Consider the following 26,625-nt stretch of genomic DNA (forward strand, 5'->3'; position numbering starts at 1 on the left):
TTAAGGCTATCCCAATGGATAGCCTTTTTCGTACCAGCGTCTGTAAGAAAAGACTTAGTCCTTTATTTTGTTACGCTAAAACCGTATTTTGAAGGTCATTTTTCTTTGCGATTAGATTTATTATATCTACATTTACGGCATTAAGAAAAACTTAATTTGATAAAATCAAACATAAATTTTTGCGTATAAGGAAATAGTACATTTAGCACTTTATTTAACAACTCCCCCCTCTCATTGATAGACCATCCCCTGGTTTTATTTAGTGTATTTTTTCTATTGCATTATAAGTTTGATTTACTATTAAGTATTGATGGTACGTGTGGTATACGCATCCCCCCCTTGGTGTATTACATGATTAACGGTTTTGCCTTGGTATGAGACCAAAGCAAACGGTAATAAATTAAGAATGAGCAAACGCAACAACCTATCGTCAAGAATTACGGCCTTACTATTATGGCCCAATTTGTCGGCTTCTTATACTTTTAAAGAAGAAAGCGTTTCCAACATCCAATTTTTTTCACAAATCATTTTTTGCAGATCAAAAGCACATGTTTTGATCTCAGAACCAATTATTTTATATCGAAATGTTATACGATTACAAAAAGGGCAGGCTTATGAAACTAACTTACGCTTCTAAAATCAAAATACTGTTAACCGCATTTTTGCTTCTTGGTCTCAGTGATATGATGAGTCAAGATGTAGATAATGACAATGTGCTTGATGCAGTAGACTTAGATAATGATAATGACGGAATACGAGATACCGTAGAGTGTACCGCACAATTTGCAGACTATTCTGGGGCTACAAATTCGGGAGGCACGGGGCCGATAGAAACAATTAGCGGGATTAGTTTTCCTTCGTTGGGGGCAACGGCAGATCTTACTATTACCGAAAATGGGGGAGATCTATATCAATTAAGTGTTGGAGGTCCGGTAGGTATATTTAATGTACCAGATCACAGTCCGAATCCAAACGTAGCAGTAGGGTATTTGTTCTTGGGTACCGATAATGCAAATACAGTGAGTAATGATGTAGATTTTGTATTGACCTTTAGTCAACCAGTGTATGAGATCACTTTTCACTTCCGAAGTATCGAACGATCTAATTATCAGTTTACCGGGGCGCAACATACAGAACAATTGGTTTCTTCAAATGCGGTAATGACTTATATTCCGGGAACAAGAACATTAGATAATACTCAGGTTACTCCACCAGAAGCTACCGGGCATGGTAGTATTAAAATTATTGCTACAAGTCCAATGGGGATGACCCAAATCGAATGGTCGTTGGTAGAAAATGCAACCAATGGTGATACAAGGGATGATAACTTACTTACATTTTCTTCAGATTGTGATTTTGATGGCGATGGAATCTTTAACAGATTTGACCTTGATAGTGATAATGATGGAATTTATGATGTAGTTGAAGCTGGAGGTTTAGACGCTGATAACGACGGAAGACATGATGACGATAATGGAAATACAGATAATACAGCAGATAATGGGATACCTTCTGAAGCTAATTTTGGAGCTGGGATCACTTTACCTACCGATACACTTGCCGATGGGAGTGTTGATTTTTTAAATTTAGATAGTGATGGTGATGGGTGTAGCGATGCCAATGAAGCATATGATAATTCAAATGCTGATGGAGGAGATACTGGTGTCTATGGTCCAGACCCAGCTACTGTAAATGCTAACGGATTAGTAACTTCTGGGACTCCGGCACCAACATATGCCGCGCCTCTTGATACCGATACCAGTTTAACAGCAGATTACCAGGAGGTAGGGCCAGATGATGATGGTGATGGAATTTCTAACACCTGTGATCCTACGTTTGAAGATGCCGATAATGATGGTGTGGGAGATGGTTTAGATATAGATGATGATAATGATGGAATTTTAGATGTTACAGAAAATACCTTAGGTGTGAATCCTTCTTCAGATGCTGATGGGGATAGAATTCCGAACTATTTAGATGCAAATGATAACGGTAGTGCAACCGCACCAGCTTGTGCAGATTTAGATGCCAATGGAATTTGCGATAGTTTAGATCCTGTTTTTGATCATGATGCCGACGGTGTTCCAAACCATTTTGATTTAGACTCAGATAATGATGGAATCCCAGACAATGTTGAAGCACAAAGTACAGCGACCTATGCCATTCCGGTAGCAACAACTCCAACCGAATATGTTATAAATTCAGGAGTAAATAATGCTTATTTAACAACCAATGGAGGAGGTCCTGGTTTAGCACCTGTAAATACAGATAATCCCGCAGATAGTATTCCAGATTATTTAGATACAGATAGTGATCAAGATACCATATTAGATATTGAAGAAAATGGGGATACAGACAATGCGATTGTAGCTTTTGCAGATGCTGATGGTGATGGAATCGATGATTTATTTGATACCGTAGACAATACGGTTATCTGGGATGTTAATGATGCGGTTACAACAGGTGATATAGCCAACTTACAGTTAATTTATGGTGATTTTGATGATGATGCAGCACCTACACCAGTACCCTTAGATAATGATCTTTCTTTTAGAGATAATTGTCAGATTACTGCGGGAGTTATAGCTGCAGAGCAAACTATTTGTACAGGAGGAGATCCAGCAGCATTTACAGTAGCAACAGCTGCAAGTGTAGACTCCGGCGTCATCACTTATCAATGGCAAATAAGCACTACGAGTGCTACTGCAGGTTTCGCTGATATTGGAGGAGCAACGACAGATGTCTATAACTCTGGTGTAGTTACCCAGGATAGTTGGTTCAGACGAGTAGATACCAATACTTTCAATAGTGTTTCTTGTAGTACAGAAACCAATGTTGTTGCAATTATAGTAAATGATATTACGGCTGGGGTAATTGCTGCAGATGAAACTGTTTGTGATGGAGGAGACCCTACAGCGTTTACCGTTCCTACAGCAACGGTTGCTGATGGCGCTATAACCTATCAATGGCAGAGTAGTACTGCTGGGGCCACGGGTCCATTTGCAAATATTGGTGGTGCTACAAATGATGTGTTTGACAGCCCAGCGTTAACGCAAGATACATGGTTTAGAAGAATAGATACTTCTACCTTAAATACTGTTGCGTGTACCGCTACTACCAATGTGATAGCAGTTACTGTAAATAATATTACTGCAGGTATCATTGAAGCCGATCAAACCATATGTGAAGGAGGAGATCCTGTTGCATTTACACAAGATACAGCAGCCACTGCAGATGGAGTTATAACACACCAGTGGCAGAGCAGTACCGCTGGAGCTACAGGACCTTTTGCAAATATTTCTGGAGCAGTGAATACAACTTATGATAGTCCGTCGCTCACTCAGGATACTTGGTTTAGAAGATTAGATATATCAACATTAAATACTATTCCGTGTTCGGTACCTACCAATGTAATAGCGGTTACAGTAAATAATATCACTGCCGGTGTTATTGCAGCAGATGAAACTATTTGTGAAGGAGATGATCCTATAGCCTTTACAGAAACCACTGGAACGATTGCCGATGGTACAGTAACTTACCAATGGCAGAGCAGTACAGCTGGTGCTACAGGACCTTTTGCCGATATTTCGGGAGCAACTAGTGTAACTTATGATAATCCGGCACTCACTCAGGATACTTGGTTCCAAAGAGTAGATACCTCTACATTAAATACTGTTGCGTGTACCGCTACTACAAATGTGATTGAAGTTACTGTGAATAATATTACTGCAGGAGTAATTGCTGCCGATGAAACCATTTGCGAAGGAGGTGATCCTATAGCATTTACCGAAACTACTGGAACGGTTGCCGATGGTATGATAACCTACCAATGGCAGAGTAGTACAGCTGGTGCTACAGGACCTTTTGCCGATATTTCGGGAGCAACCAGTGCGACTTATAATAGCCCTGCATTAACTCAAGATACCTGGTTTCAAAGAGTAGATACTTCTACGTTGAATACCATAGCTTGTACTGCAACTACTAATGTAATTGCGGTTACTGTAAATAATATTACTGCAGGAGTAATTGCAGCCGATGAAACTATTTGTGAAGGAGGAGATCCCGTGGCATTTACCGAAACAACACCCACTGTTGCCGATGGTACAGTAACCTACCAATGGCAAAGTAGTACTGCTGGTGCTACCGGACCTTTTGCCGATATTTCGGGAGCAACTAGTTTAACTTATGATAGTCCGGCACTCACTCAGGATACTTGGTTCCAAAGAGTAGATACTTCAACTTTAAATACTGTTGCATGTACAGCAACTACCAATGTAATAGCAGTTACGGTAAATAATATTACAGCAGGAGTAATTGCTGCCGATGAAACTATTTGTGAAGGAGGAGATCCAGTTGCATTTACCGAGGCTACTGCGGCGATTGCCGATGGTACAATTACGTATCAATGGCAGAGCAGTACAACTGGAGCTACAGGACCCTTTACTGATATTGTAGGGGCAAATAGTGCTAGTTATGATAGTCCTGCATTAATTCAAGATACCTGGTTTCAACGAATAGATACTTCAACCTTGAACACTATAGCCTGTACGGCAACCACGAACATCATAGCGGTTAGTGTAAATGATATTACGGCAGGAGTTATTGCCGCAGACGAAACGATTTGCGAAGGAGGAGATCCAGTTATTTTTACAGAAACTACAGCAACTGTTGCCGATGGAGTAATCACCTATCAATGGCAAAGCAGTACTGCGGGTGCAACAGGTCCTTTTAATGATATTGTAGGGGCAAATAGTGCTACTTATGATAGTCCAGCGCTAAGTCAGGACACCTGGTTCCAAAGAGTTGATACATCAACTTTTAACACCGTGTCTTGTTCAGCGATAACGAACGTAATTGAAGTCACTGTAAATAATATTGTAGCAGGAGTAATTGCCGCCGATCAAATTATAGTAAGTGCAGAAGACCCTGTAGCTTTTACAGAAACCACTGCCACTGCGGCCGATGGTACGATTACTTATCAGTGGCAAAGTAGTACGGTAGGCTCTACGGGTCCTTTTACCGATATTGTGGGTGCTACAGGAGAGACCTATGATAGTCCACCTTTGACCGAAGATACTTGGTTTCAAAGAGTAGATATAAGCGAATTAAACGGAGTTAGTTGTTCCGCTACAACCAATGTACTTTCGATAACATTAGATAGTGATTCAGATGGAATTCCAGATGCAATTGATCTAGATGATGATAATGACGGAATTACAGATGAAGAAGAACAAAATGGTGATATAGCTCTTGATACAGATATTGACGGAATCGTAGATCGTTTGGATTTAGATGCCGATGGAGATGGTGTGAACGATATTTATGAGTCTGGACATGGGCAATTAGATATGGATGGAGATGGAAGATTGGAAGGGCCTTTTGGAACTGATGGAATACCTGATGTGGTTCAGGATGATCCTGATGGAGGAGTAGTTAATTATGCTGTTCAGGAAACTGATAGAGATGGGATTGACGATTTTCAGGATACTGATGATGATGGAGATAATGTGCTTACTGCAGACGAGAACCCGAATCCTGATGGTGATGGGGATCCTGAAACTGGTGATACACAAGATTCAGATATCGACGGTATTTATGACTATTTAGATATCGATGATGATAATGATGGGGTATATACCGTATTTGAAGATTATGATGCAGATGATAATCCCATAAATGAAGATACCGATGGAGATCTTATTCCAGATTATTTAGATGTAGATGATGATGGTGATGGAGTGCATACTCAGTTTGAAGGAGTTAATCCAGATAACGATGGTAATCCTAACACAGGGGATACTCAAGATACCGATTGTGCAATAGATAATAATTGTGACAATGTTCCTGATTATTTGGATAATAATGACGATGGAGATCCATTTTTAACCGAAGATGAAGAGCCAGACCCTAATGGAGATGGTGATCCCGAAGATGCCCTGGATACCGATGAAAATGGAATTCCGAATTACCTTCAGCCAGATAATGATGATTCAATTTTAGATAGAGATGACGGCGTAATTGTGTATACCGGAATGTCTCCAAATGGAGATGGTATTAATGATGTATTTATAATAGGAGGAATTCAAGATTTAGAAAACAGAGTTGAAATTTTTAACCGCTGGGGAGGTAAAGTATTTGAGTCTGATAATTATGGTAGAGATGGTAATTTCTTTGATGGGATTTCTTCAAAAGGAATCACCCCAGAAAAAGAAGATCAGTTGCCTGTTGGGACTTATTATTATGTGTTGGAATATGTATTAGAATCTGGAGAACGCAAGAGTCGGGCGGGATATTTATATATTAATAGATAACAAAGTAAGTCATGACTCTAAAACCATATAATGCACCAAATATGCAATTAAAATCTAAACCAGGGCAGATGAAAAAAATACTAATTATAACTTTAGTTCTTGTAAATTTCATAGTTCATCAAACAAATGCTCAGCAAGATGCACAGTATACTCAGTATATGTATAACACCATAAGTGTAAACCCAGCATATGCTGGAAGTCGCGGTGTCATGAGTGTTATGGGACTTCATCGAAGTCAGTGGGTAGGGCTAGAAGGTGCACCACGTACACAAACCTTAACTCTTAATACTCCAATTGGGGACAATGAAAGAGTTGGGTTAGGATTATCAGTTGTTAATGATGAAATTGGTCCTACAGACGAAACCTATATAGATGTTGATTTTTCGTATACCATTCCCACTTCAGAATATGGGAAATTAAGTTTTGGTATCAAGGCAGGGGCACATTTGCTAAATGTAGATTTTCAACAACTTACACAGTTTAATCAGAATGATGCCTTATTCGAGAATAATATCGATAATAAATTTAGTCCGCAGGTAGGTGTAGGAATATACTATCACACCAACAAGTTTTATTTTGGGTTAAGTGCTCCTAATCTTTTGGAGACCGATCATTTTGATGAGAGTACCACGCTTAATGATAGTGATGCAATAAGTTTTCTAGCAGAAGAAAGAATCAATTACTATTTAATTACTGGTCACGTATTTGATCTTTCGGATGACCTAAAATTTAAACCTGCTTTACTTACCAAATTGGTATTTGGAGCACCATTGCAGGTCGATGTTTCTGCGAATTTCTTGCTGTATGAAAGATTAACACTGGGTGTTGCTTACCGCTGGAGTGCAGCAGTAACCGGGCAGGTAGGTTTCCAGGTATCAGATTCAATGATGATAGGGTTTGCTTATGATCGCGAAACTACCGAATTAGGACAATCGCAATTTAATGATGGTAGCTACGAGGTTATGCTGCGATTTGAGCTGTTCAAAAAATATAATCGTATGTTAACCCCTAGATTCTTTTAAAATTATAATATATTCATAAAGAAAAACACACGTCAATAATTATAGCTCTTATTTTAAAATAATATTACAATGAACTCAACGAAACACCAACTTCTACTTTTACTAATCTTTTTGACATGTGTCCAGGGGTTTGCTCAGCAAGAAAAACGACTGGAAAGGGCAGATGAGAATTTTAAGAAGTTCGCATTTGTCGATGCCCGTAAAATTTACCTAAGAGTAGCAGAAAGCGGTTATGAATCTATGGATTTATTTAGAAAAATTGGAGATTCATATTATTTCAATGCCGAGTTAGAGAATGCCGTTCCCTGGTATGAAAAACTGATTTCTAATTATGTAGATGAGGTAGAGCCAGAATATTTGTTTCGATATTCTCAAAGTCTTAAAAGCGTAGAACGTTATGATGAAGCCGATGAAATTATGGAAAAGTTTAATGGGCTAACAGGTAATGATCAAAGAGCCGAATACTTCATGAATAGAAGAGATTATTTGAAATTCATTGAAATGCAATCGGGCAAATTCAGACTTCTTGACTTAAGTGTTAATACCAAATATTCAGATTATGCTCCTAGTTTTAATCACCAAGGACAATTGGTTTTTGCTTCTGCTAGTGGAGGTAATGGAATGTCTAAAATAGTTCATGAATGGAATGAAATGCCGTTTTTGGATTTATTTTCTTCAGATATCATTGAAGAAAATGGAATACTGCAAACGCCGAAAAAAATAAAAGGTAAAATAAATACCCGTTTTCATGAATCTTCTACTTCTTTTAGCAAAGATGGTAAAACGGTATATTTTACCAGAAATAATTATACCAAGAGACGCTTAGGTTCCAACAGCGAAGGAATTATTCTTCTCAAATTATACAGAGCTTCCTTTATAGATGGTAAATGGACTAATATAGAAGAATTACCATTCAATAGTAATGATTATTCGGTGGCACACCCGGCTTTAAGCCCCGATGGTAAACAACTTTATTTTGCTAGTGATATGCCTGGGACTAAAGGACTTTCAGATTTATTTGTAATAGATATCAATGATGATGGTACTTTTGGAACTCCAAAGAATTTAGGAGATATCATTAATACAGAAGGAAGGGAAACATTTCCCTATGTTAGTGATTCTGGAAGGTTGTACTTTGCGAGCGATGGGCATGTTGGTTTGGGAGGATTAGACGTTTTTGTTTCTGTTCCAGAAGATTCTGGTGAACTGTCAAGGCCTTATAATGTGGGAAGACCGGTTAATGGCTCTGAAGATGATTTTAGTTTTGTATTGAACGAATCTACCAAAATCGGTTATTTTGCTAGTAATCGAAAAGGAGGAAAAGGAAGTGATGATATTTATAGTTTTAAGCAAACAGAAGAGCTTATTACCGAATGTAATCAATATGTAACTGGTAAGGTAACCGATGCGAATACTAAAGATATAATTACTGAAGCCGAGGTAATTTTAATGGATGAAAACAATACTGAATTACAACGCACTGCTACGAATGATAAAGGAGTATATAAGTTTGATTTAGAATGTGATACTAATTATGTAATACGAGCGGTTAAAGCAGGTTATGGGCCCACAGAGGTACTGCTTTCTACTAATAAGGTTTTAGAGTTTGAGCATAATTTAGCATTACAGCTGGGAGAGCCTGGTTTGCAAGATGGTGAGGCTAAACCTGGAGAAGACCTGGCAAAAATGTTAGCGTTACAAATCATATATTTCGATTTTGATAAATCTAATATTAGATCTGATGCAGAAGTAGAGTTGCAGAAAATTATTGCGGCTTTAAAAGAATATCCAGAATTGAAGATTGATGTTCGTTCCCATACCGATAGTAGAGCCGATGATAATTATAATATGGCTCTAAGTGAACGTAGAGCAAGAAGTACGGTAAAATACATCATTGAAAAAGGAGGTATCGATGCTTCCAGAGTAACTGGTCGAGGGTATGGCGAAAGTCAATTGATGAATACCTGTCATAATGGTTCAAAGTGTAGTGAAGAAGAACACCAGCTTAATCGTAGAAGTGAATTTATCCTCGTAGAATAATTCTCAGAATTTTTAAAATAACTTCAAGTGATTTCAAACTTATTCATCAGTTAAGTTTTGAATTCATACAAACATATTAGCTTAAACTGTAAAGTTTCAAAATACTCTTACAGTTTAAGCTTTTTATTTACCCTTTAGTTTTCATATAGAGTCTGTATTGTTTCTATGTCTATCCAATATACATACGTGGTAAGACACCTTTATAGTTGTATTTCAAGTGATCATTGTGATGATTTACTTTTTATCTAAGCAAAAAAGCTTTTAAACGATACTTTTTTTTGTTTTATCGATAATAAAGACAATAAAATAGATCTTGGTGTTAAGTTTATTCCTACGAAACCAAAATTTGTTCTCACCAGAGTACAAAAAATAAATAAAAGATCACTTATGAAAAAGACTACCCAATTGTTTTTATTTTTTCTACTATGTTGCATTACCTCGAGCGTTTTTTCTCAGGCAACGTCGGTGGGAAACCCTTCAGACATTGATATTGTTAATGAGCTTTCTGGCCCTGGAATAACAATATCTAATCCTTCATTAGAAAATGGAGTAAGAACTGCTCAATTAGCAACATTTTCGAACGGACTAGTAGGTGCTGGTTTAGAAATAGACACCGGAGTTGTAATGACTACAGGAAGCATAACTCAGGCTCTAAACCAACAAAATACAGAATTACAGTCTAGTTTGACCCCACAACCTTCAACCACCTATAACGATCCAGAAATCGTTGCTATTGATCCTACGGCAAATTTTGATGTGGTCGTATTTTCTTTTGATGTGGTTTTAGACCCAAACTTAACTGCGCTACAAATCACCTATCAATTTGGTTCAGATGAATATCCAGATTATGTAGGTACTATTTATAACGATATTTTTGGTTTTTTTGTTTCGGGCCCTGGAATACCCAGTCCAATGAATATTGCAACAGTACCAGGTACTTCTAATGCGGTATCGGTTAATACAGTTAATGGAGGATATTTAGGGTGTAATGAACCCTTTTTTCCTTCACCAACAGATTTGTCGCAAAGCTCTTTATTCATCAATAATGGATTTGATGTAGCCACACCTCCAGGTCCAGCAGGAACATGTAACACAAATTCGGGAACACCAACTATTTTTACAGAATATAATGGAGTTACAAAACAGTTTACAGGAACCATAAATGGTTTAGTTGCCGGAGTTACCTATAGATTTAAAATGGCTATTGCAGATACCGGGGATCGTTCTCTGGATTCTGCTGTTTTTATTAATCAAATAATTGGTACAAATGATATAGATGGTGATGGTTCTTCAGATCAGGCAGATCTCGATGATGATAACGATGGTATTTTAGATACCGATGAAAATACTTTGAATGTTGATCCTTCTGGTGATGCAGATGGAGATTTAATTCTCAACTTTGAAGATGCAGATAATAATGGTACTGCTACTCCGCCAGTTTGTTCAGACTTTGATTTAAATGGAATATGTGATACCCTGGATCCTGCTTTTGATTTTGACGGTGATAATGTATCCGATCACTTGGATTTAGATAGTGATAATGATGGTATTTATGATGTAGTTGAAGCAGGAGGAACTGATGCAGATAGTAATGGCGAAGCAGATGGCGCTCCAGGTACCACAGCAGGTGCTATAGGAATACCAGTCAGTGCAGGAACTGGTTTGACACCTACAGAAACAACTCCTGGTACTCCTGATTATCTCAATTTAGATAGTGATAACGATGGTTGTAGTGATGCCAATGAAGCTTATAGTGATGCCAATGCCGATGGAGGAGATGGTGGACAATTTGGAGTTTCAGATCCTGCAACAGTAGATAGTAACGGATTGGTTACTGAAACAGGAATTAATTATGGTCTTGGCACAAATACAGCCGTTGTAGATAGTAATGATGCAAGTACTTGTATAAATGCAAACAATGATACAAATACTTCACAAATTATATCGGGAATAGCAGGAACAGCTATCACCAATGTGTTGACGAACGATACTTTTGGTGCGGTTACTGCAACTACTGGAAACGTGGATTTAACTTTAATTACTGCAGCTTCTGATCCTGGTGTAGTATTAAATACCACCAATGGAGAAGTAACCGTTACTGCGGGTACCCCAACAGGAATATATCAAATTACGTATCAAATTTGTGAGGCAGGCCTTACGGCTCCTTGTGATATGGCAACGATTACTATTTTGGTTGATGAAGATACTGATGGAGATGGAATAGGTAATTTGACTGATCTTGATGATGATAATGATGGAATCACAGATAATTTGGAAGCAGATTGCCCTGGTACAAATAGAGTTATCAATACTCCAGGATATGCCGAGAACACAGATTTTTCTGCAAGCCTTTCTCTTGACGATTTAGCTCCATATAAAACCGCTAACTTTGACTTTACTTATGCGCTTACTGGGGGAGCTGTTTGGGCAAATGGTATTCAATTAAGAAGTAATTCAGGAGGAATAACAGGAAGTTACCTATATATGCAACCCAGGCAAACCAATTTTCCAGGCGCAAATACTGCGGTATATACATTAACTTTTAATGAGTTAGTATCAGATGTAACCTTTAAACTTGGAGGTTTAGATGGAACAGCAACCGCTTTTTATGACGCGGCTAAGTTTGAAGCTTTTAGAGGAACTCAAGCTTTACCAATAGATTCTTCAAATTTTTCAAACCTTTCATCAAATGTATACTTAATTGCCCCAAATGTAGTTACCAGTACCGGACCAGGATCTGGAAACTTTACAAATAATGAAGTAACATTTACATTCACAGAACCGATAGACAAAATTGTAATCACTACAGGTAAAGAAACTAATACTCCAACAGGAGCAACGGTTACTCTAGCAATATATGATTTGAATTATTGCCTTGCTGATTTCGATGGAGATAATGTTCCAAATGCGTTTGATTTAGATTCTGATAATGATGGTATTTATGATGTAGTCGAAGCTGGAGGCACTACTAGTGGAACAAATCCAGGTCAGGCAAACGGAACAGTAGGAAATACTCCAACAACTAATGGTATTCCTTCCTCAGCGGGAACCGGGCTTTCACCAATCGATACCTTGGCAGATGGAAGTTTCGATTTTCTAAATTTGGATAGTGATGCAGATGGTTGCTCAGATGCCAATGAAGCCTACGCGAATGCTAGTGCAGACGGTGGAGATACTGGAGTTTATGGTGTAGATGGTTCTCTTACAACCAGTATGACAGGATTGGTGACTACTGCAGGTTCGGGAGTTGATTATAGTATTACCCCTGCAAATGCTGATGGTATTGCACCAACCAATAATACCTTGGCAGATTATCAACAGGCAGGTAGTGCACCTACAATAACCACACAACCAACTAATCAATATGCAAATGGTGTTGGAACAGAAACGTTTACCGTAGCACCTAATTTGAACTATTATACATACCAATGGCAAGTCGATGATGGAAGCGGATCAGGTTTTGTAAATATAGATCCAGCAAATGGAAGTGATATTTATACAGGTAGTGATACAGCTGTGCTTACATTAACAGGAGTTACAGCAGGTGATGATGGGAACCTATATCGTGTTATTCTAATGGATAATACTTATGTATGTAGTTCTACAACATCAAATTCTGCTAGTTTAACTTTTGATAATATAGTACCAGGTGCAGATACTTTTATAACAAATGATACAACACCAATCTTAACAGGAACTGCGGAGCCAAATGAGGTGTTAACAATAACAGCAGATACCACCGGTGATGGTATTCCAGAAGCTACTTATACAGTAACTGCGAATGGAAGTGGAGATTGGAGTGTAGATACAGGTGCGGTAACACCAGATAGCGGAGTATTTCCGTTAACTTTGGTAGATAATGATACCATTGATGTTGTAGCAACTGATTTAGCAGATAATAGCAGCGCAATAGGAATAGTTACAATAGATTTATTAGCGCCAGTAGCAGATACTTTTTCTACAAATGATACCACACCCGTTTTAACAGGGACAGCAGAACCAAACGAAGTATTAACGGTTACTGCCGATACTAACGGAGATGGAACACCAGAAGCAACATACACGGTTACAGCAGATGCCTCAGGTAATTGGAGTATAGATACAGGGGGAGCAACTCCAGACAGCGGTGTATTTCCTCTAACTTTAGTAGATAACGATACAATCGATGTAGTTGCAACTGATCCGGCAGGAAATACCAGTGCTACAGGAATCGTAAGTATTGATTTATTGACACCAACAGCAGATTCATTTGTAACCGGAGATGTAACACCGGTACTTACTGGAAGTGCAGAACCTAATGAAGTATTATCTATAACTGTAGATGAGGATGGAGACGGAACTCCAGAAGTTACCTATACCGTTATAGCAAATGCATCTGGAGATTGGAGCTTGGATACTGGTGTGGCGGTTCCAGATAGCGGCACTTTTCCTACTGGAATTTCAGATGGAGATACAATTGATGTAATAGCCACAGATCCTGCTGGTAACAGTAGCACAATAGGAGTAGTCTCTTTTGATTTATTTGTTCCAGTGGCAGATACCTTTACAACTAATGATATCACACCTGTTTTAACAGGAACAGCAGAACCAAATGAAGCTTTAACCATTACAGCAGACACCAATGGTGACGGCATTCCTGAAGCTACATATTCTATAACAGCAGACGGGAGCGGTAATTGGAGTGTAGATACCGGGTCTTTGACTCCAGATAGCGGTACATTTCCTCTTACATTGGTCGATAATGATACGATTGATGTTGTAGCAACCGATTTGGGTGGTAATAATAGCCCAATAGGAGTAGTTACCATAGATCTTATAGAACCATTTGTAGATACTTTTACTACCAATGATGTTACTCCAATTCTTACTGGTGATGCAGAACCTAATGAGGTACTTACAGTAACTGTCGACGTAGATGGAGACGGGAGTCCAGAGGCCACGTATACCGTAACTGCAGATGCAACTGGAGAGTGGAGTATAGATGTTGGTGTTACAGCTCCTATTAGTGGCTTTTTACCAGCATTAAATGATGATGATACTCTTGATGTTATTGCGACAGACCCGGCAGGAAATATAAGTTTGACCGGAGTAGTAACGATAGATCTTACTGCGCCAACAGCAGATACCTTTACAACTAACGATATTACCCCAATGTTAACCGGAATGGGAGAAGCTAATGAGACCTTAAGGATTACCGTTGATGAAGATGGAGATGGTACACCAGAAGTAGCGTATACCGTTACTACCGATGCTATGGGTAATTGGAGTGTAGATACAGGATCTGCAACACCTGATAGTGGTTCATTGCCGGTATTAATAGATGATGATACTTTGGATGTAGTGGCTACTGATCCAGGAGGAAATAGTGGTTCAGGAATAGTAACTATAGATATAGTAGCTCCAACAGCAGATACGTTTACTACCAATGATATTACTCCAGTACTTACTGGAATGGGAGAAGCCAATGAGACTTTGACAATCACAGTTGATGAAGATGGAGATGGTACTCCAGAAGTAACCTATACAGTTACTACCAATGCTTCAGGCAATTGGAGTATAGATACTGGAACAGCAACACCAGATAGTGGTTCGTTACCAGTATTGACAGATGATGATACTTTGGATGTAGTGGCTACCGATGCAGGAGGTAATAGTGGATCAGGAGTAGTAACGATAGATCTTACCGCACCTACAACAGATACATTTACAACTAACGATATTACCCCAATATTAACAGGAATGGGAGAAGCTAATGAGATTTTGACTATAACTGTTGATGAAAATGGAGATGGTACTCCAGAAGTAACCTATACCGTTACTGCTGATGTTATGGGTAATTGGAGCGTAGATACTGGAACAGCAACACCAGATAGTGGTTCATTACCGGTATTAACAGACGATGATACTTTGGATGTAGTGGCTATTGATGCAGGAGGTAATAGTGGATTAGGAGTAGTAACTATAGATATAGTAGCTCCAACGGCAGATACCTTTACTACCAATGATATTACTCCAGTACTCACCGGAATGGGAGAGGCCAATGAGACTTTGACCATTAGCGTTGATGAAGATGGAGATGGTACTCCAGAAGTTACCTATACAGTTACTACTGATGCCGTAGGTAATTGGAGTGTAGATACTGGAACCGAAACACCGGATAGTGGATCACTACCAGTATTAGTAGATAATGATACATTAGATGTAGTAGCTACCGATCCTGGAGGAAATAGTGGTTCTGGAATTGTAACTATTGATCTAGTAGCTCCAACGGCCGATACCTTTACCACGAATGATATTACTCCAGTGTTAACAGGAACAAGTGAGGCCAATGAGACCTTAACAATTTCAGTTGATGAAGATGGAAATGGCTTACCAGAAGTGACATATACGGTTATAAGCGATGCCCTTGGAAATTGGAGTGTAGATACTGGAACCGAAACACCGGATAGTGGATCACTACCAGTATTAGTAGATAATGACACATTAGATGTAGTGGCTACCGATGCAGGAGGAAATAGTGGTTCAGGAGTAGTGACTATTGATCTGTTGGCTCCAACTGCAGATACCTTTTCTACTAGTGATATTACTCCTGTACTTACAGGAACGGGAGAGGCCAATGAGACTTTGACCATTAGCGTTGATGAAGATGGAGATGGTACTCCAGAAGTTACCTATACCGTTACTACTGATGCCGTAGGTAATTGGAGTGTAGATACTGGAATAATTGCTCCAACCACTGGTTTTATTCCGATTTTGTCAGATAATGATACATTAGATGTAGTAGCTACCGATGCAGGGGGTAATAGTGGATCAGGAGTTGTGACTATAGATATAGTAGCTCCAACAGCAGATACGTTTACTACTAATGATATTACTCCAGTACTTACGGGAATGGGAGAAGCTAATGAGACCTTAACAATTACCGTTGATGAAGATGGAGATGGTACTCCAGAGGTAACCTATACAGTTACTACTGATGCTATAGGTAATTGGAGTGTAGATACCGGGACAGCTACACCAGACAATGGTTTCTTACCGCTGTTAGCCGATAATGATACATTAGATGTGGTAGCTACTGATGCAGGGGGTAATAGGGGATCAGGAGTTGTGACTATTGATCTTGTTGTTCCAACTGCTAATACATTTACTACAAATGATATCACTCCAGTATTAACCGGAATGGGAGAGGCCAATGAGACTTTGACCATTAGCGTTGATGAAGATGGAGATGGTATTCCAGAAGTTACATATACTGTTACTACCGATGCTACAGGTAACTGGAGTGTAGATACAGGAATAGCTACGCCAGATAGTGGATCCTTACCAGTATTGGTAGATGATGATACTTTAGATGTAGTAGCAACCGATGCAGGAGGAAATAGTGGATCAGGGGTTGTGACAATCGATACAGTTACAATCTCAGTAGATGATTACATAACTAACGATATTACACCTGTACTTACAGGAACAGGAGAAGCCAATGAAACCTTAACCATTACTGTTGATGAAAATAGCGATGGTACCCCAGAAGTTACATATACTGTTACTACAGATGCCTCAGGGAACTGGAGTATAGACCCAGATATTGTAACGCCAGATAGTGGAAGTTTCCCAGTATTAGAAGATATGGATATCATTAGTGTTATGGCAACTGACCCCGGAGGAAATACTGCTATCGGGACGATAGAAATAAATCTAAGTGATACTGATGGAGATGGAGTCATGGATTTGGATGAAGAATCAAATAATACAGATCCTTTAAATCCTTGTGACCCTAACCCAGGAGCTGTTCCAAATGGAGATTGTGATCAAGACGGTGTATTAAATCAGTTTGAAATAGGGGACAATCCTAGTGATCCTCGAGACACCGATGGAGATAATATTCCAGATATTTTGGATAATGATGACGATGGTGATGGTATATTAACCATCGATGAATCATCAGACTTAAATGGAGATGGTAACCCTAATGATGCCGTAGATACAAATGGGAATGGAGTTCCGGATTACTTAGAGCCAAATGCTCCTACCAATATAGACGAAGATGGAGTTACCGTATACACAGCACTTTCGCCAAACGGGGATGGAATCAATGATGTATTCATAATTAGTGGAATAGAAACATTACAGAATACACTCGAGATATATAACCGTTGGGGTGTTATGGTATTTAAGTCTGATAACTATGGAAGAGATGATAATTTCTTCAGAGGAATATCAAAGGGAAGAACTACCATAGAAGAAAAAGACAAGTTACCCGATGGAACATACTACTATATTCTTTATTACAATCTAGAATCTGGAGAACAAAAGAGTAGAGCAGGATATTTATATCTCAATAATTAAAAACCAAAATTTAAAAGTCTTGGCAAAGCCAAAAAGACTATTTAAAAACTAAAAATATTTAAAATGAAAAAATTGCAAATAATAGTTACGATACTTTTGAGTTTTGGGTTTTATAATATTCAAGCTCAGCAAGATGCGCAGTACACGCAGTATATGTATAATACCATAAGTGTAAACCCGGCCTATGCTGGAAGCAGAGGAGTAATGAGTATAATGGGGCTCCATCGCAGTCAATGGGTAGGCCTGGAAGGAGCCCCTCGTACCCAAACATTAACCCTTAATACGCCTTTGGGACAGAATGAAAGAGTAGGGCTGGGGTTATCGGTTATAAATGATGAGATAGGTCCCACAAATGAAACCTATATAGACATTGATTTTTCTTATACTATTCCTACTTCAGAATATGGAAAGCTAAGCCTTGGGATCAAGGGAGGAGCACATTTACTGAATGTAGATTTTCAACAGCTTACCCGATTTAATCAGAATGATGCATTGTTCGAAAATAATATCGATAATAAATTTAGTCCGCAAGTAGGAATAGGAGTTTACTATCATACCGACAAATTTTACTTTGGATTAAGTGCTCCCAACCTTTTAGAGACTGATCACTTTGACGAAAGCACTACTATAAGTGGAAGCGAATCAACCAGTTTCCTAGCGGAAGAAAGAATTAATTATTATATGATTGCAGGGCATGTATTTAATCTTTCAGACGATTTAAAGTTTAAACCAGCAGTACTTACCAAATTAGTATCTGGTGCGCCTTTACAGGTAGATGTTTCTGCAAACTTCTTATTATATCAGAAGCTTACTCTGGGAGTGGCTTATCGTTGGAGTGCTGCAGTAACAGGGCAGGTAGGCTTCCAGATATCAGACTCTATGATGATTGGATTTGCATATGACAGAGAGACTACAGAGCTAGGACGGTCACAATTCAATGATGGTAGTTATGAAGTTATGTTAAGATTTGAATTGTTTAAAAAATATAACAGAATGCTCACACCTCGTTTCTTCTAAACTATGATTTTATTTCTGATACATTCAAAGTTTATGTATGAACTAACAATTCAATTTAGAAACTCGCGTAAAATAAATGATTATGATATTAAAAAAATATAGTATATGTATCCTTATAATTCTCATTTGTATCGATTTTGGATATGGTCAAGAAAAACGATTAGAAAAAGCAAACGAGAATTTTAACCGCTTCGCCTATGTAGACGCACGTAAGATTTATCTTCAGGTAGCCGAAAGTGGTTATGAATCCTTAGATCTGTTTAAAAAATTGGGAGATTCGTACTATTTCAATGCGCAATTAGAAGATGCTGTATCATGGTATGAAAAATTGACTACTAATTATCCAAACCAAGTGGATCCTGAATATTTATTTCGTTATTCCCAAACATTGAAAAGCTCTAAAAGATATGAAGAAGCAGACCGTGTTATGGAGCAATTCAATAAAATTTATGAGAAAGATAAACGAGCAGAATATTTCGTGAGCACTAGGGATTATTTGAAATTTATAGAGATGCAATCTGGAAGATATGAGATAGAAACGATGAATGTAAATTCCCAATTTTCTGATCATGCTCCAAGTTTTAATCATCAAGGCCAACTTGTATTTGCTTCGGCTAGAAATAAAGCCGGTAGTATGATTAAGACTATACATGAGTGGGATGAAATGCCTTTTCTTGACATCTATGTAGCAGATCTTTCAGAAAGCTCAAAGGAATCTTCAGATTCTAAAAGACTTAAGGGTAAAATTAATACCCGTTTTCATGAATCGTCTACATCGTTTAGTAATGATGGTAAAACGGTATATTTTACTCGGAACAATTTTACTAAGAAAAAGTTGGAGGCAAATGAAGAGGGAACTATTTTATTGAAATTGTACAAAGCATCTCTAGAAGGTGATAAATGGACGAATGTTGAAGAATTGCCTTTTAATAGTAATAATTATTCAGTAGCTCACCCAGCATTGAGTGCAGATGGGAAAAAACTATATTTTGCAAGTGATATGCCTGGTAGTAAAGGATTATCAGATTTGTTTGTGGTAGATGTTTATGAAGATGGAACTTTTGGGACACCAAAAAACCTTGGTGATAAAATAAATACCGAAGGCCGTGAAACGTTTCCGTATGTTAGTGATTTAGGAAGGTTGTATTTTGCTAGCGATGGTCATGTGGGGTTGGGAGGATTAGATGTTTTTGTAGCTATTCCTAACGAACGAGGAGAGTTATCAATACCTTATAACATAGGGAAACCTGTTAATAGTCCAGAAGATGATTTTAGTTTTGTGTTGAATGAAGACACTAAAATAGGCTACTTTGCAAGTAATAGACTAGGAGGAAAAGGTAGCGATGACATTTATAGGTTTAAACAAATAAAAGACTTAATTACAGAATGTAATCAATACATCTCAGGTGTGGTAACCGATGCTAATACAAGAGAGATAATTGTAAATGCTGAGGTACTTTTAATGGATGCAGAAAATAATGAATTGAAACGAATACTTACTGATGCTTCTGGTCAGTATCGGTTTGATATTGAATGTGATAGGTCGTATGCTTTAAGAGCATATAAAGAGAAATACACGGCTACAGAAGTAATATTGTCTAGCAATAATGTTTTTGAATTTGAGCATAATTTAACAATGCAATTAGGAACAGGAGGATTGGAGAATGTTAGTCTTAAGCCAGGAGATGATCTTTCGAAATTACTAAAATTAGAAACTATTTATTTTGACTTAAATGAGTCATTCATAAGAAAAGATGCAGAAATTGAACTTCAAAAGATTATTGCTGCGCTAAAGGAGTACCCAGTACTAAAAATTGAGGTTCGTTCGCATACCGATAGTCGAGCCAATGATAGTTACAATCTTAAGCTTAGTGAGAAAAGAGCGCAAAGTACGGTAAAATATATCATTGAAAAAGGAGGAATAGATGCCTCAAGAGTTACTGGACGCGGCTATGGTGAAATTGAGTTAATTAATAGATGTAATAATAATTCTAAATGTAGTGAAGAAGAACATCAACGCAATCGTCGAAGTGAATTTATTCTGGTAAAATAGTAGTCACATAGCATAACTACTATATAACATGACATTGTAAAAGCTAAACCATAAGGGTTTAGCTTTTTAATAGAATATTGAATGATAGCTTGAGTAGTTAAGATCTAAAACTTTGATTATTTATTACCGTAATTATTTTATTGTTTTAAAGTACCTGTTTTCCATAGATTATGTATATTTTTATAGTATAAGTAAAAACTAAAAAACATAAGTTTTTCGGTTTATAAAATATAAAGAGATTAACTTTCTTCTTACCCCTATTACCATATGTTATCTCTTTATTACTAGCCGTCACTTCTTTGATCGTCAAATTATCATGACATATATTGTTTGTTATGATAACAATGGTAAAATATGTTTTTTCTTGAATTGAAATTGGTACTAATAATCGATTTTAATTTTTGAGAGATATAAAATAATATCTGTGAATTGTTAAACTTTGGCGAGCCAACAATAGCAGACCTGAATAGCGATTTATGAAGATGAATAAGTTATGCTTTTAAGACTTATCTTTTTATGAGCGATAGAAGTTTTAAATGGCATACAAAGATCAAGTATTGAAAAGGTAAGTTTTAGTTTATTTTAATTCAATAAATAATTGATAAGTGTTACCAAATGAGTAAGCCCATAGGTATTTACTCATTTGGTTTTTTTTTATAAAATAACGTTCTAATAAAGAACAAACTTTGAACCTTGCTTTTAGCAGAAAAATTAAAATAATAACTTTCAAGGATTGATGTTGAAAATCGACTAAACGACGTTTTTTGACGATTAATAGCTTCGTGAGCACACTTTTAAATAAGTAAATATTAGGTGTTTTTACATGTTTTTGGTGTGTTTTTTCTTAAAAAAACGGTCAAACACCTTTTTTTTAAGTAATGATACGTTGTTTAAGTGTTTGATTTTTAACTAATTATGTTTTTTACTGAGGTTTTACCGTACTTATTTTGATGTTTTAAAATATTTATAATCAGTCATTTATATATAAATTTAACTTGATTGAAAAGTATAGGATAAATATTTCAAATTTTGGATCAAAACATATGTACAACTAATCATCGTTTTGTTAGCCTTTATATTTAGTTCTAAACATCTTTAATATCAATTAAATAAGAACCTTTTTACTATTGTAAAAGTTTTGGCGAGCCAACAATAGTAGAAACTTGAATAACGATTAAATAATAATGAAGTTAACCAAAATGAAATCTACATTTCCAACATTTCTGTTTGTTTCAAAACATTTTTCTGCAAGTTTAACACCCGCACAGAATCCAAAATCGATATTAGCATTAGTTGTATCTATTGTATTTCTAATGGTGTTATACGGATATGTGGCATATTCCTTTTTTGAAGCTTCCTCATTATCGTTAATTCAAGACTATTAAGCAATATTCATTACTAAGACATAAGTCTTGAGTGTCTCTAAAAGTTCAAGAATAATTATTTTAAAAAAAATTAATCATGAAAAATTTATTAAACCTTACAGGAGTAAAAACTTTAGATCGAAATGCGCAAAAATTCATCCATGGAGGTGATTACATTATGAGTTCTTGTAGCGACCCTTGTAATGGTACAGTACAAGCTAATATTTTCACAGGACAATGTACTTGCGTAACAGAAGATGACAATACCGATGGGTAGAAAAGATAAGCTCAAAAGATAACACTTTGTGAAAAGGTCTTTCTATTAAAGAAAGACCTTTTACCAAATATTAATCATGCATATTATTGCATATATGGTAGTGTTACTTACAGAAAATTGGTTATGGAATTTCCGTAATTAGTTTGATGTGTTAATACTCAAATTATCAATTATTTATATTTAAATTTAAATACATAAAAATATCAACAGGTATACTTTATCATTCCTACTTATATAAATTGTAAGTACAATACATTCTAGATTGTTTAATCACCCCTTAAAAATGTAGAATGTTTCAACAATTTAGTAGAGTTATACAAACCAAGTAGTATTGATTTAGAAAGAATGCACGTCAAAATGTTGTAAATGCAATACCCAAGTTATGGGTATGTAATGAAACAAAATGCAATCTAAATTACCTGCCTATGGTTAATTTTATATGCTATGCTTCTTCAAAATTTAGAGGCAGAGATTTACTCCTATGGATTTCTTTAAAAGGTATGTACTGGTCCACAGTGCAAAACAGATTTTTTAAAAAATATTTGGTCAACCAAAACCAGTTTTTCTACTATAATTTTGGTATTCTGTTTTATCTTTTCCCATCTTTTTGTTTCAAAAAACACTTTTTAAATTTCGTAAAAAGCGAATACTTAGCATCCTGTCTTTCCCCTTATAGAATGTTATTCGAAATACAGTTCAATAGAAATCAAAACAATTCATCCCATTCAATATTTTCAATTGGTCATATGCCCCATATCAACAAAGAAAAGAAGTATGAAATGATTATGAAAAAATATCAGATCACAGCCACACCGGTTTTTCGTGGGATTACATTCACTTAAAACCAAACAGTGTTGAAGTTAAAAGGAGCTTACACATCACTTTAACTCTTTAGGATTACGTCAGTGCAAATTATAAAAAGTAAAACATCATCTTATTAAAAATGCAAATATGTTATATCTAGAAATAGAAAATTCGCATACATCTAATTCAGAAGTTACAGCATTAAAAAAGACCAATAACGATAAAAGTTTTATACGTTATTCGTTGTTAGTTTTTTTATTTTTAACTACGCTCTTTTATTCCGAGGTTTCCTTGGCGCAGACTACCAAGAATCAAATAAAAGGCATAGATGATCCAAAGTCTTTATATTTATTTGAGCGCGAAGATGCAGGAGGAGAATCTATCTTCTTCCCAGAGGATTTATTTATCGATAATTCCTTTAGTGTACAATTTCGAAGTGCAAGAGCAAATAGAGCAGCACCTGTTATTGATTTAGATGGAAATACTACGGGTAATGATTTTAGTTTTTTTGTACAACCCACAAGTGGTCTTGTATATAGGGTTTCCCAAAACGAGTCGGTTACATCGGATGATGGAAATATCGTAAGTGCCACCATAAGCATTAGCGGGGTGTTAGACCCCCAGGAGCTTTTTGCTATTCCACCATTTAGTGGCACTGATCTTTTCTTTTTTAATGGAGCCGATAAAGCTGTGAATTATACCTTCGGAAGCACAGTATTAACATTTACACAAACAGGAGGTACAAATTTTACGGTTACAGAGGCTAATGGTTTACCTATCCCTAATAGTGTATTTGAAAGTTTTATGGCTACTCTTTTTTATGGAGACTTAAACGACTCTTATACAGAGGGAGTAAGAACGATGACTGTTACCGTAACTGATTCTAATGCAGGGATGGGAAGCGCAAATACGTTTATTCGAGTTTGGAGACATGAACCAGTTGCAGTAGATGATACTGGTACCATACTTGCAAATGCAGTTACACCAATTACTGGGAATATTCTTACAAATGATACCGATAGTACCCCAGGAGAAGTATTATCAGTTTCTGAGGTGAACGTATTTCCATCTGCAGTGGGTTCTACATATACAACGTTATACGGTTCAATAACTATTCAGTCTGATGGTTCTTATTCTTATACTGTTAATACTAGCAGTCCAGCAGTCGCAGGTCTCACAAGTACCACTTCATTAGATGATATTATAGCATATACCGTTGAAGATCTTACTGGCCGAATAGATTATGGAATTTTAACCATTACGATTAATGGAGTAGATGATCCTCCAGTAGCGGTAGATGATAATAATAGCGTAAGTGTAGGAGTAGTAAATACAGCTACCGGTAATGTAATTGATGGGGACGGAGTAAGTGGACAAGATTTATTAGATAGACCTTTATCCCGTCTTATATGGGAGAATGAATTTGTTAATGGAGCAACAGTTACAGGGCAAACGAGGGTTATTGATGGGGTAAGTTTAGACTTTACTTCGTTAGATCCAAGTGGAGCAGGGAATGCTTTTAATCAGACTTCTCAAAATAACCTTACCAATGGAGGACATACAGGATATTTGTTATTTAATATTGACCCTGCAACCAATCCAGTATCAGATACTCAACTTATTATAGATTTTGATCAAGAGGTTTTTAATGTTGGTTTTTTAGTAACCGATATTGACTACTCGCAGGGAACTGCCTGGCAGGATCAAATTACCATTCAAGGTTTTGCTGGAGGATCTCCAACACCGGTAAATTATAATTTTATAATAACTGGAGGAATTGTTGATGCAGGATCTGATACCTATTACGGGACGGGGACAGCAATAGAAGCTGATGCAACAGGAAACATTAATGTTGCTTTCCAAGCGCCAATTGATCAATTGGTGATTTCATATAATTATGGTCCAGATGCAACCGATGCCGATCCTGGTGGACAAATAGCTGGAGTTTCAGATATATTTTGGCAAGGAGAGAATGTTGTTGCAGTATCAGAAGTAAATGGAGTCGCTGCCAATGTAGGAAATTCAATTCCCACGATGTATGGTTTTTTAACCATCAATTCAGACGGGACATATACATATGTATTAGATCAAAATAACCCTGCTGTAATCGCTCTAGCAGCTGGAGCAACATTAATAGATTCTACTCCCTATACGTTGAGGGATGGAGCGCTAAATACAGATTCAGCAAATTTAATTATAACGATCATCGGAACATTAGATACAGACAATGATGATGTGCCAGATGAAGTAGATTTAGATGATGATAACGACGGGATAATTGATACTTTAGAAAATGATCTAGGTGTAGATCCTTCTGCCGATGCCGATGATGATGGAATATTAAACTATCAGGATGCCGATAATAATGGGAGTGGAAGTGCTCCGACATGTACTGATGGAAATACCGATGGAATATGTGATGATTTAGATAGTACCTTCGATCGTGATCAAGATGGAGTTCCCAACCATTTAGATCTAGATAGTGATAATGATGGGATTTATGATGCGGTAGAAGCAGGGCATAATCAAACCCAGGTAAATGGAGTCGTTTCAGGAGCAGTAGGAACTGATGGTATTCCAGATGTTGTTCAAGGAGTGGGTAATGAAAATAGCGGAACCATAAATTATACAGTAACCGATAGCGATACCGATAATGACGATAATTTTTTAGAATTAGATAGTGATAATGATGGATGTGATGATGTCATCGAAGCAGGATTTACCGATAATGATAATAACGGACTATTAGGTAATGGTACTTTTGGTTCTGGATTAACTGTAGATGGAAACGGAGTAGTAACTTCAGGAAGCGATGGATATACGGGAACAAATTCAAATGTGATTACTCCAGGTACAGCTCCATCCATTACTACTCAACCCACCAATTCAACCATATGCCCTGATACAAGCACTACATTTAGTGTTACGACATCTAACGCTAATACATATCAATGGCAGTTGTTTAATGGTAGTTCTTGGGATGATTTAACCAATAGTGGTATTCATAGTACAGTAACCTCTGCGACTTTAACAATAACAAATGCACCAGTAGGCGCTGATGGAAATCGTTATCGTGTGATTGTTTCTAGTTCAACATATCTTTGTAATGCTATTACCTCAAATGACGTAGAACTTACCGTTGAGGACACGACCAATCCTACAGCAAGCAACCCATCACCGATCACAGCACAATGTGCTGCACCAGCGCCAGATATCACTGTGGTTACTGATGAGGCAGACAACTGTGGTACACCAACAGTAGCCTTTGTAAGTGATGTTAGTGATGGAAACAGTAATCCAGAAGTGATCACTAGAACCTATAGTGTTACGGATGCTGCTGGGAATAGTATCAATGTGACACAAACAATCACCATTAACGATACTACAAATC

At 37.1% G+C, this 26,625-nt stretch carries 9 protein-coding genes; all 9 read left to right on the forward strand.

Features of this window, described 5'->3' with window-relative positions; all coding sequences use genetic code 11:
* The first annotated feature begins 614 nt into the window (after window positions 1-614).
* Window positions 615-6,311 (forward strand): gliding motility-associated C-terminal domain-containing protein, encoded by a 5,697-nt coding sequence (locus M0D21_RS18305; RefSeq protein ID WP_248332148.1) that lies wholly within the window; start codon window positions 615-617, stop codon window positions 6,309-6,311.
* Between the two features lie 68 nt (window positions 6,312-6,379).
* Window positions 6,380-7,333 carry a PorP/SprF family type IX secretion system membrane protein gene (locus tag M0D21_RS18310; RefSeq protein WP_248332150.1) on the forward strand — a complete coding sequence of 318 codons (954 nt, stop codon included), beginning with the start codon at window positions 6,380-6,382 and terminating at the stop codon, window positions 7,331-7,333.
* A 69-nt stretch (window positions 7,334-7,402) separates the two neighbouring features.
* A complete protein-coding gene (locus tag M0D21_RS18315; RefSeq protein ID WP_248332151.1) occupies window positions 7,403-9,373 on the forward strand; it encodes an OmpA family protein in 1,971 nt (656 codons plus the stop codon).
* 387 nt (window positions 9,374-9,760) lie between these two features.
* Entirely contained in the window at window positions 9,761-17,719 is a 7,959-nt protein-coding gene (locus M0D21_RS18320) for a choice-of-anchor L domain-containing protein (RefSeq protein WP_248332152.1), read from the forward strand.
* Between the two features lie 63 nt (window positions 17,720-17,782).
* Window positions 17,783-18,736, forward strand: a complete 954-nt coding sequence (locus tag M0D21_RS18325) for a PorP/SprF family type IX secretion system membrane protein (RefSeq protein ID WP_248332153.1) — start codon at window positions 17,783-17,785, stop codon at window positions 18,734-18,736.
* 82 nt (window positions 18,737-18,818) lie between these two features.
* Entirely contained in the window at window positions 18,819-20,789 is a 1,971-nt protein-coding gene (locus tag M0D21_RS18330; RefSeq protein ID WP_248332155.1) for an OmpA family protein, read from the forward strand.
* Between the two features lie 1,199 nt (window positions 20,790-21,988).
* Window positions 21,989-22,174, forward strand: coding sequence for a hypothetical protein (locus M0D21_RS18335; protein ID WP_248332157.1), 186 nt, complete (start codon window positions 21,989-21,991; stop codon window positions 22,172-22,174).
* 76 nt (window positions 22,175-22,250) lie between these two features.
* Complete coding sequence (locus tag M0D21_RS18340) at window positions 22,251-22,430, forward strand: hypothetical protein (RefSeq protein WP_248332160.1); 180 nt, start codon at window positions 22,251-22,253, stop codon at window positions 22,428-22,430.
* Between the two features lie 951 nt (window positions 22,431-23,381).
* Window positions 23,382-26,625, forward strand: a 3,244-nt coding sequence (locus M0D21_RS18345; protein ID WP_248332162.1) for a beta strand repeat-containing protein, incomplete at its 3' end; no start/stop codon positions are given.

The organism is Aquimarina acroporae, assembly GCF_023195925.1.
Lineage (GTDB): Bacteria > Bacteroidota > Bacteroidia > Flavobacteriales > Flavobacteriaceae > Aquimarina > Aquimarina acroporae.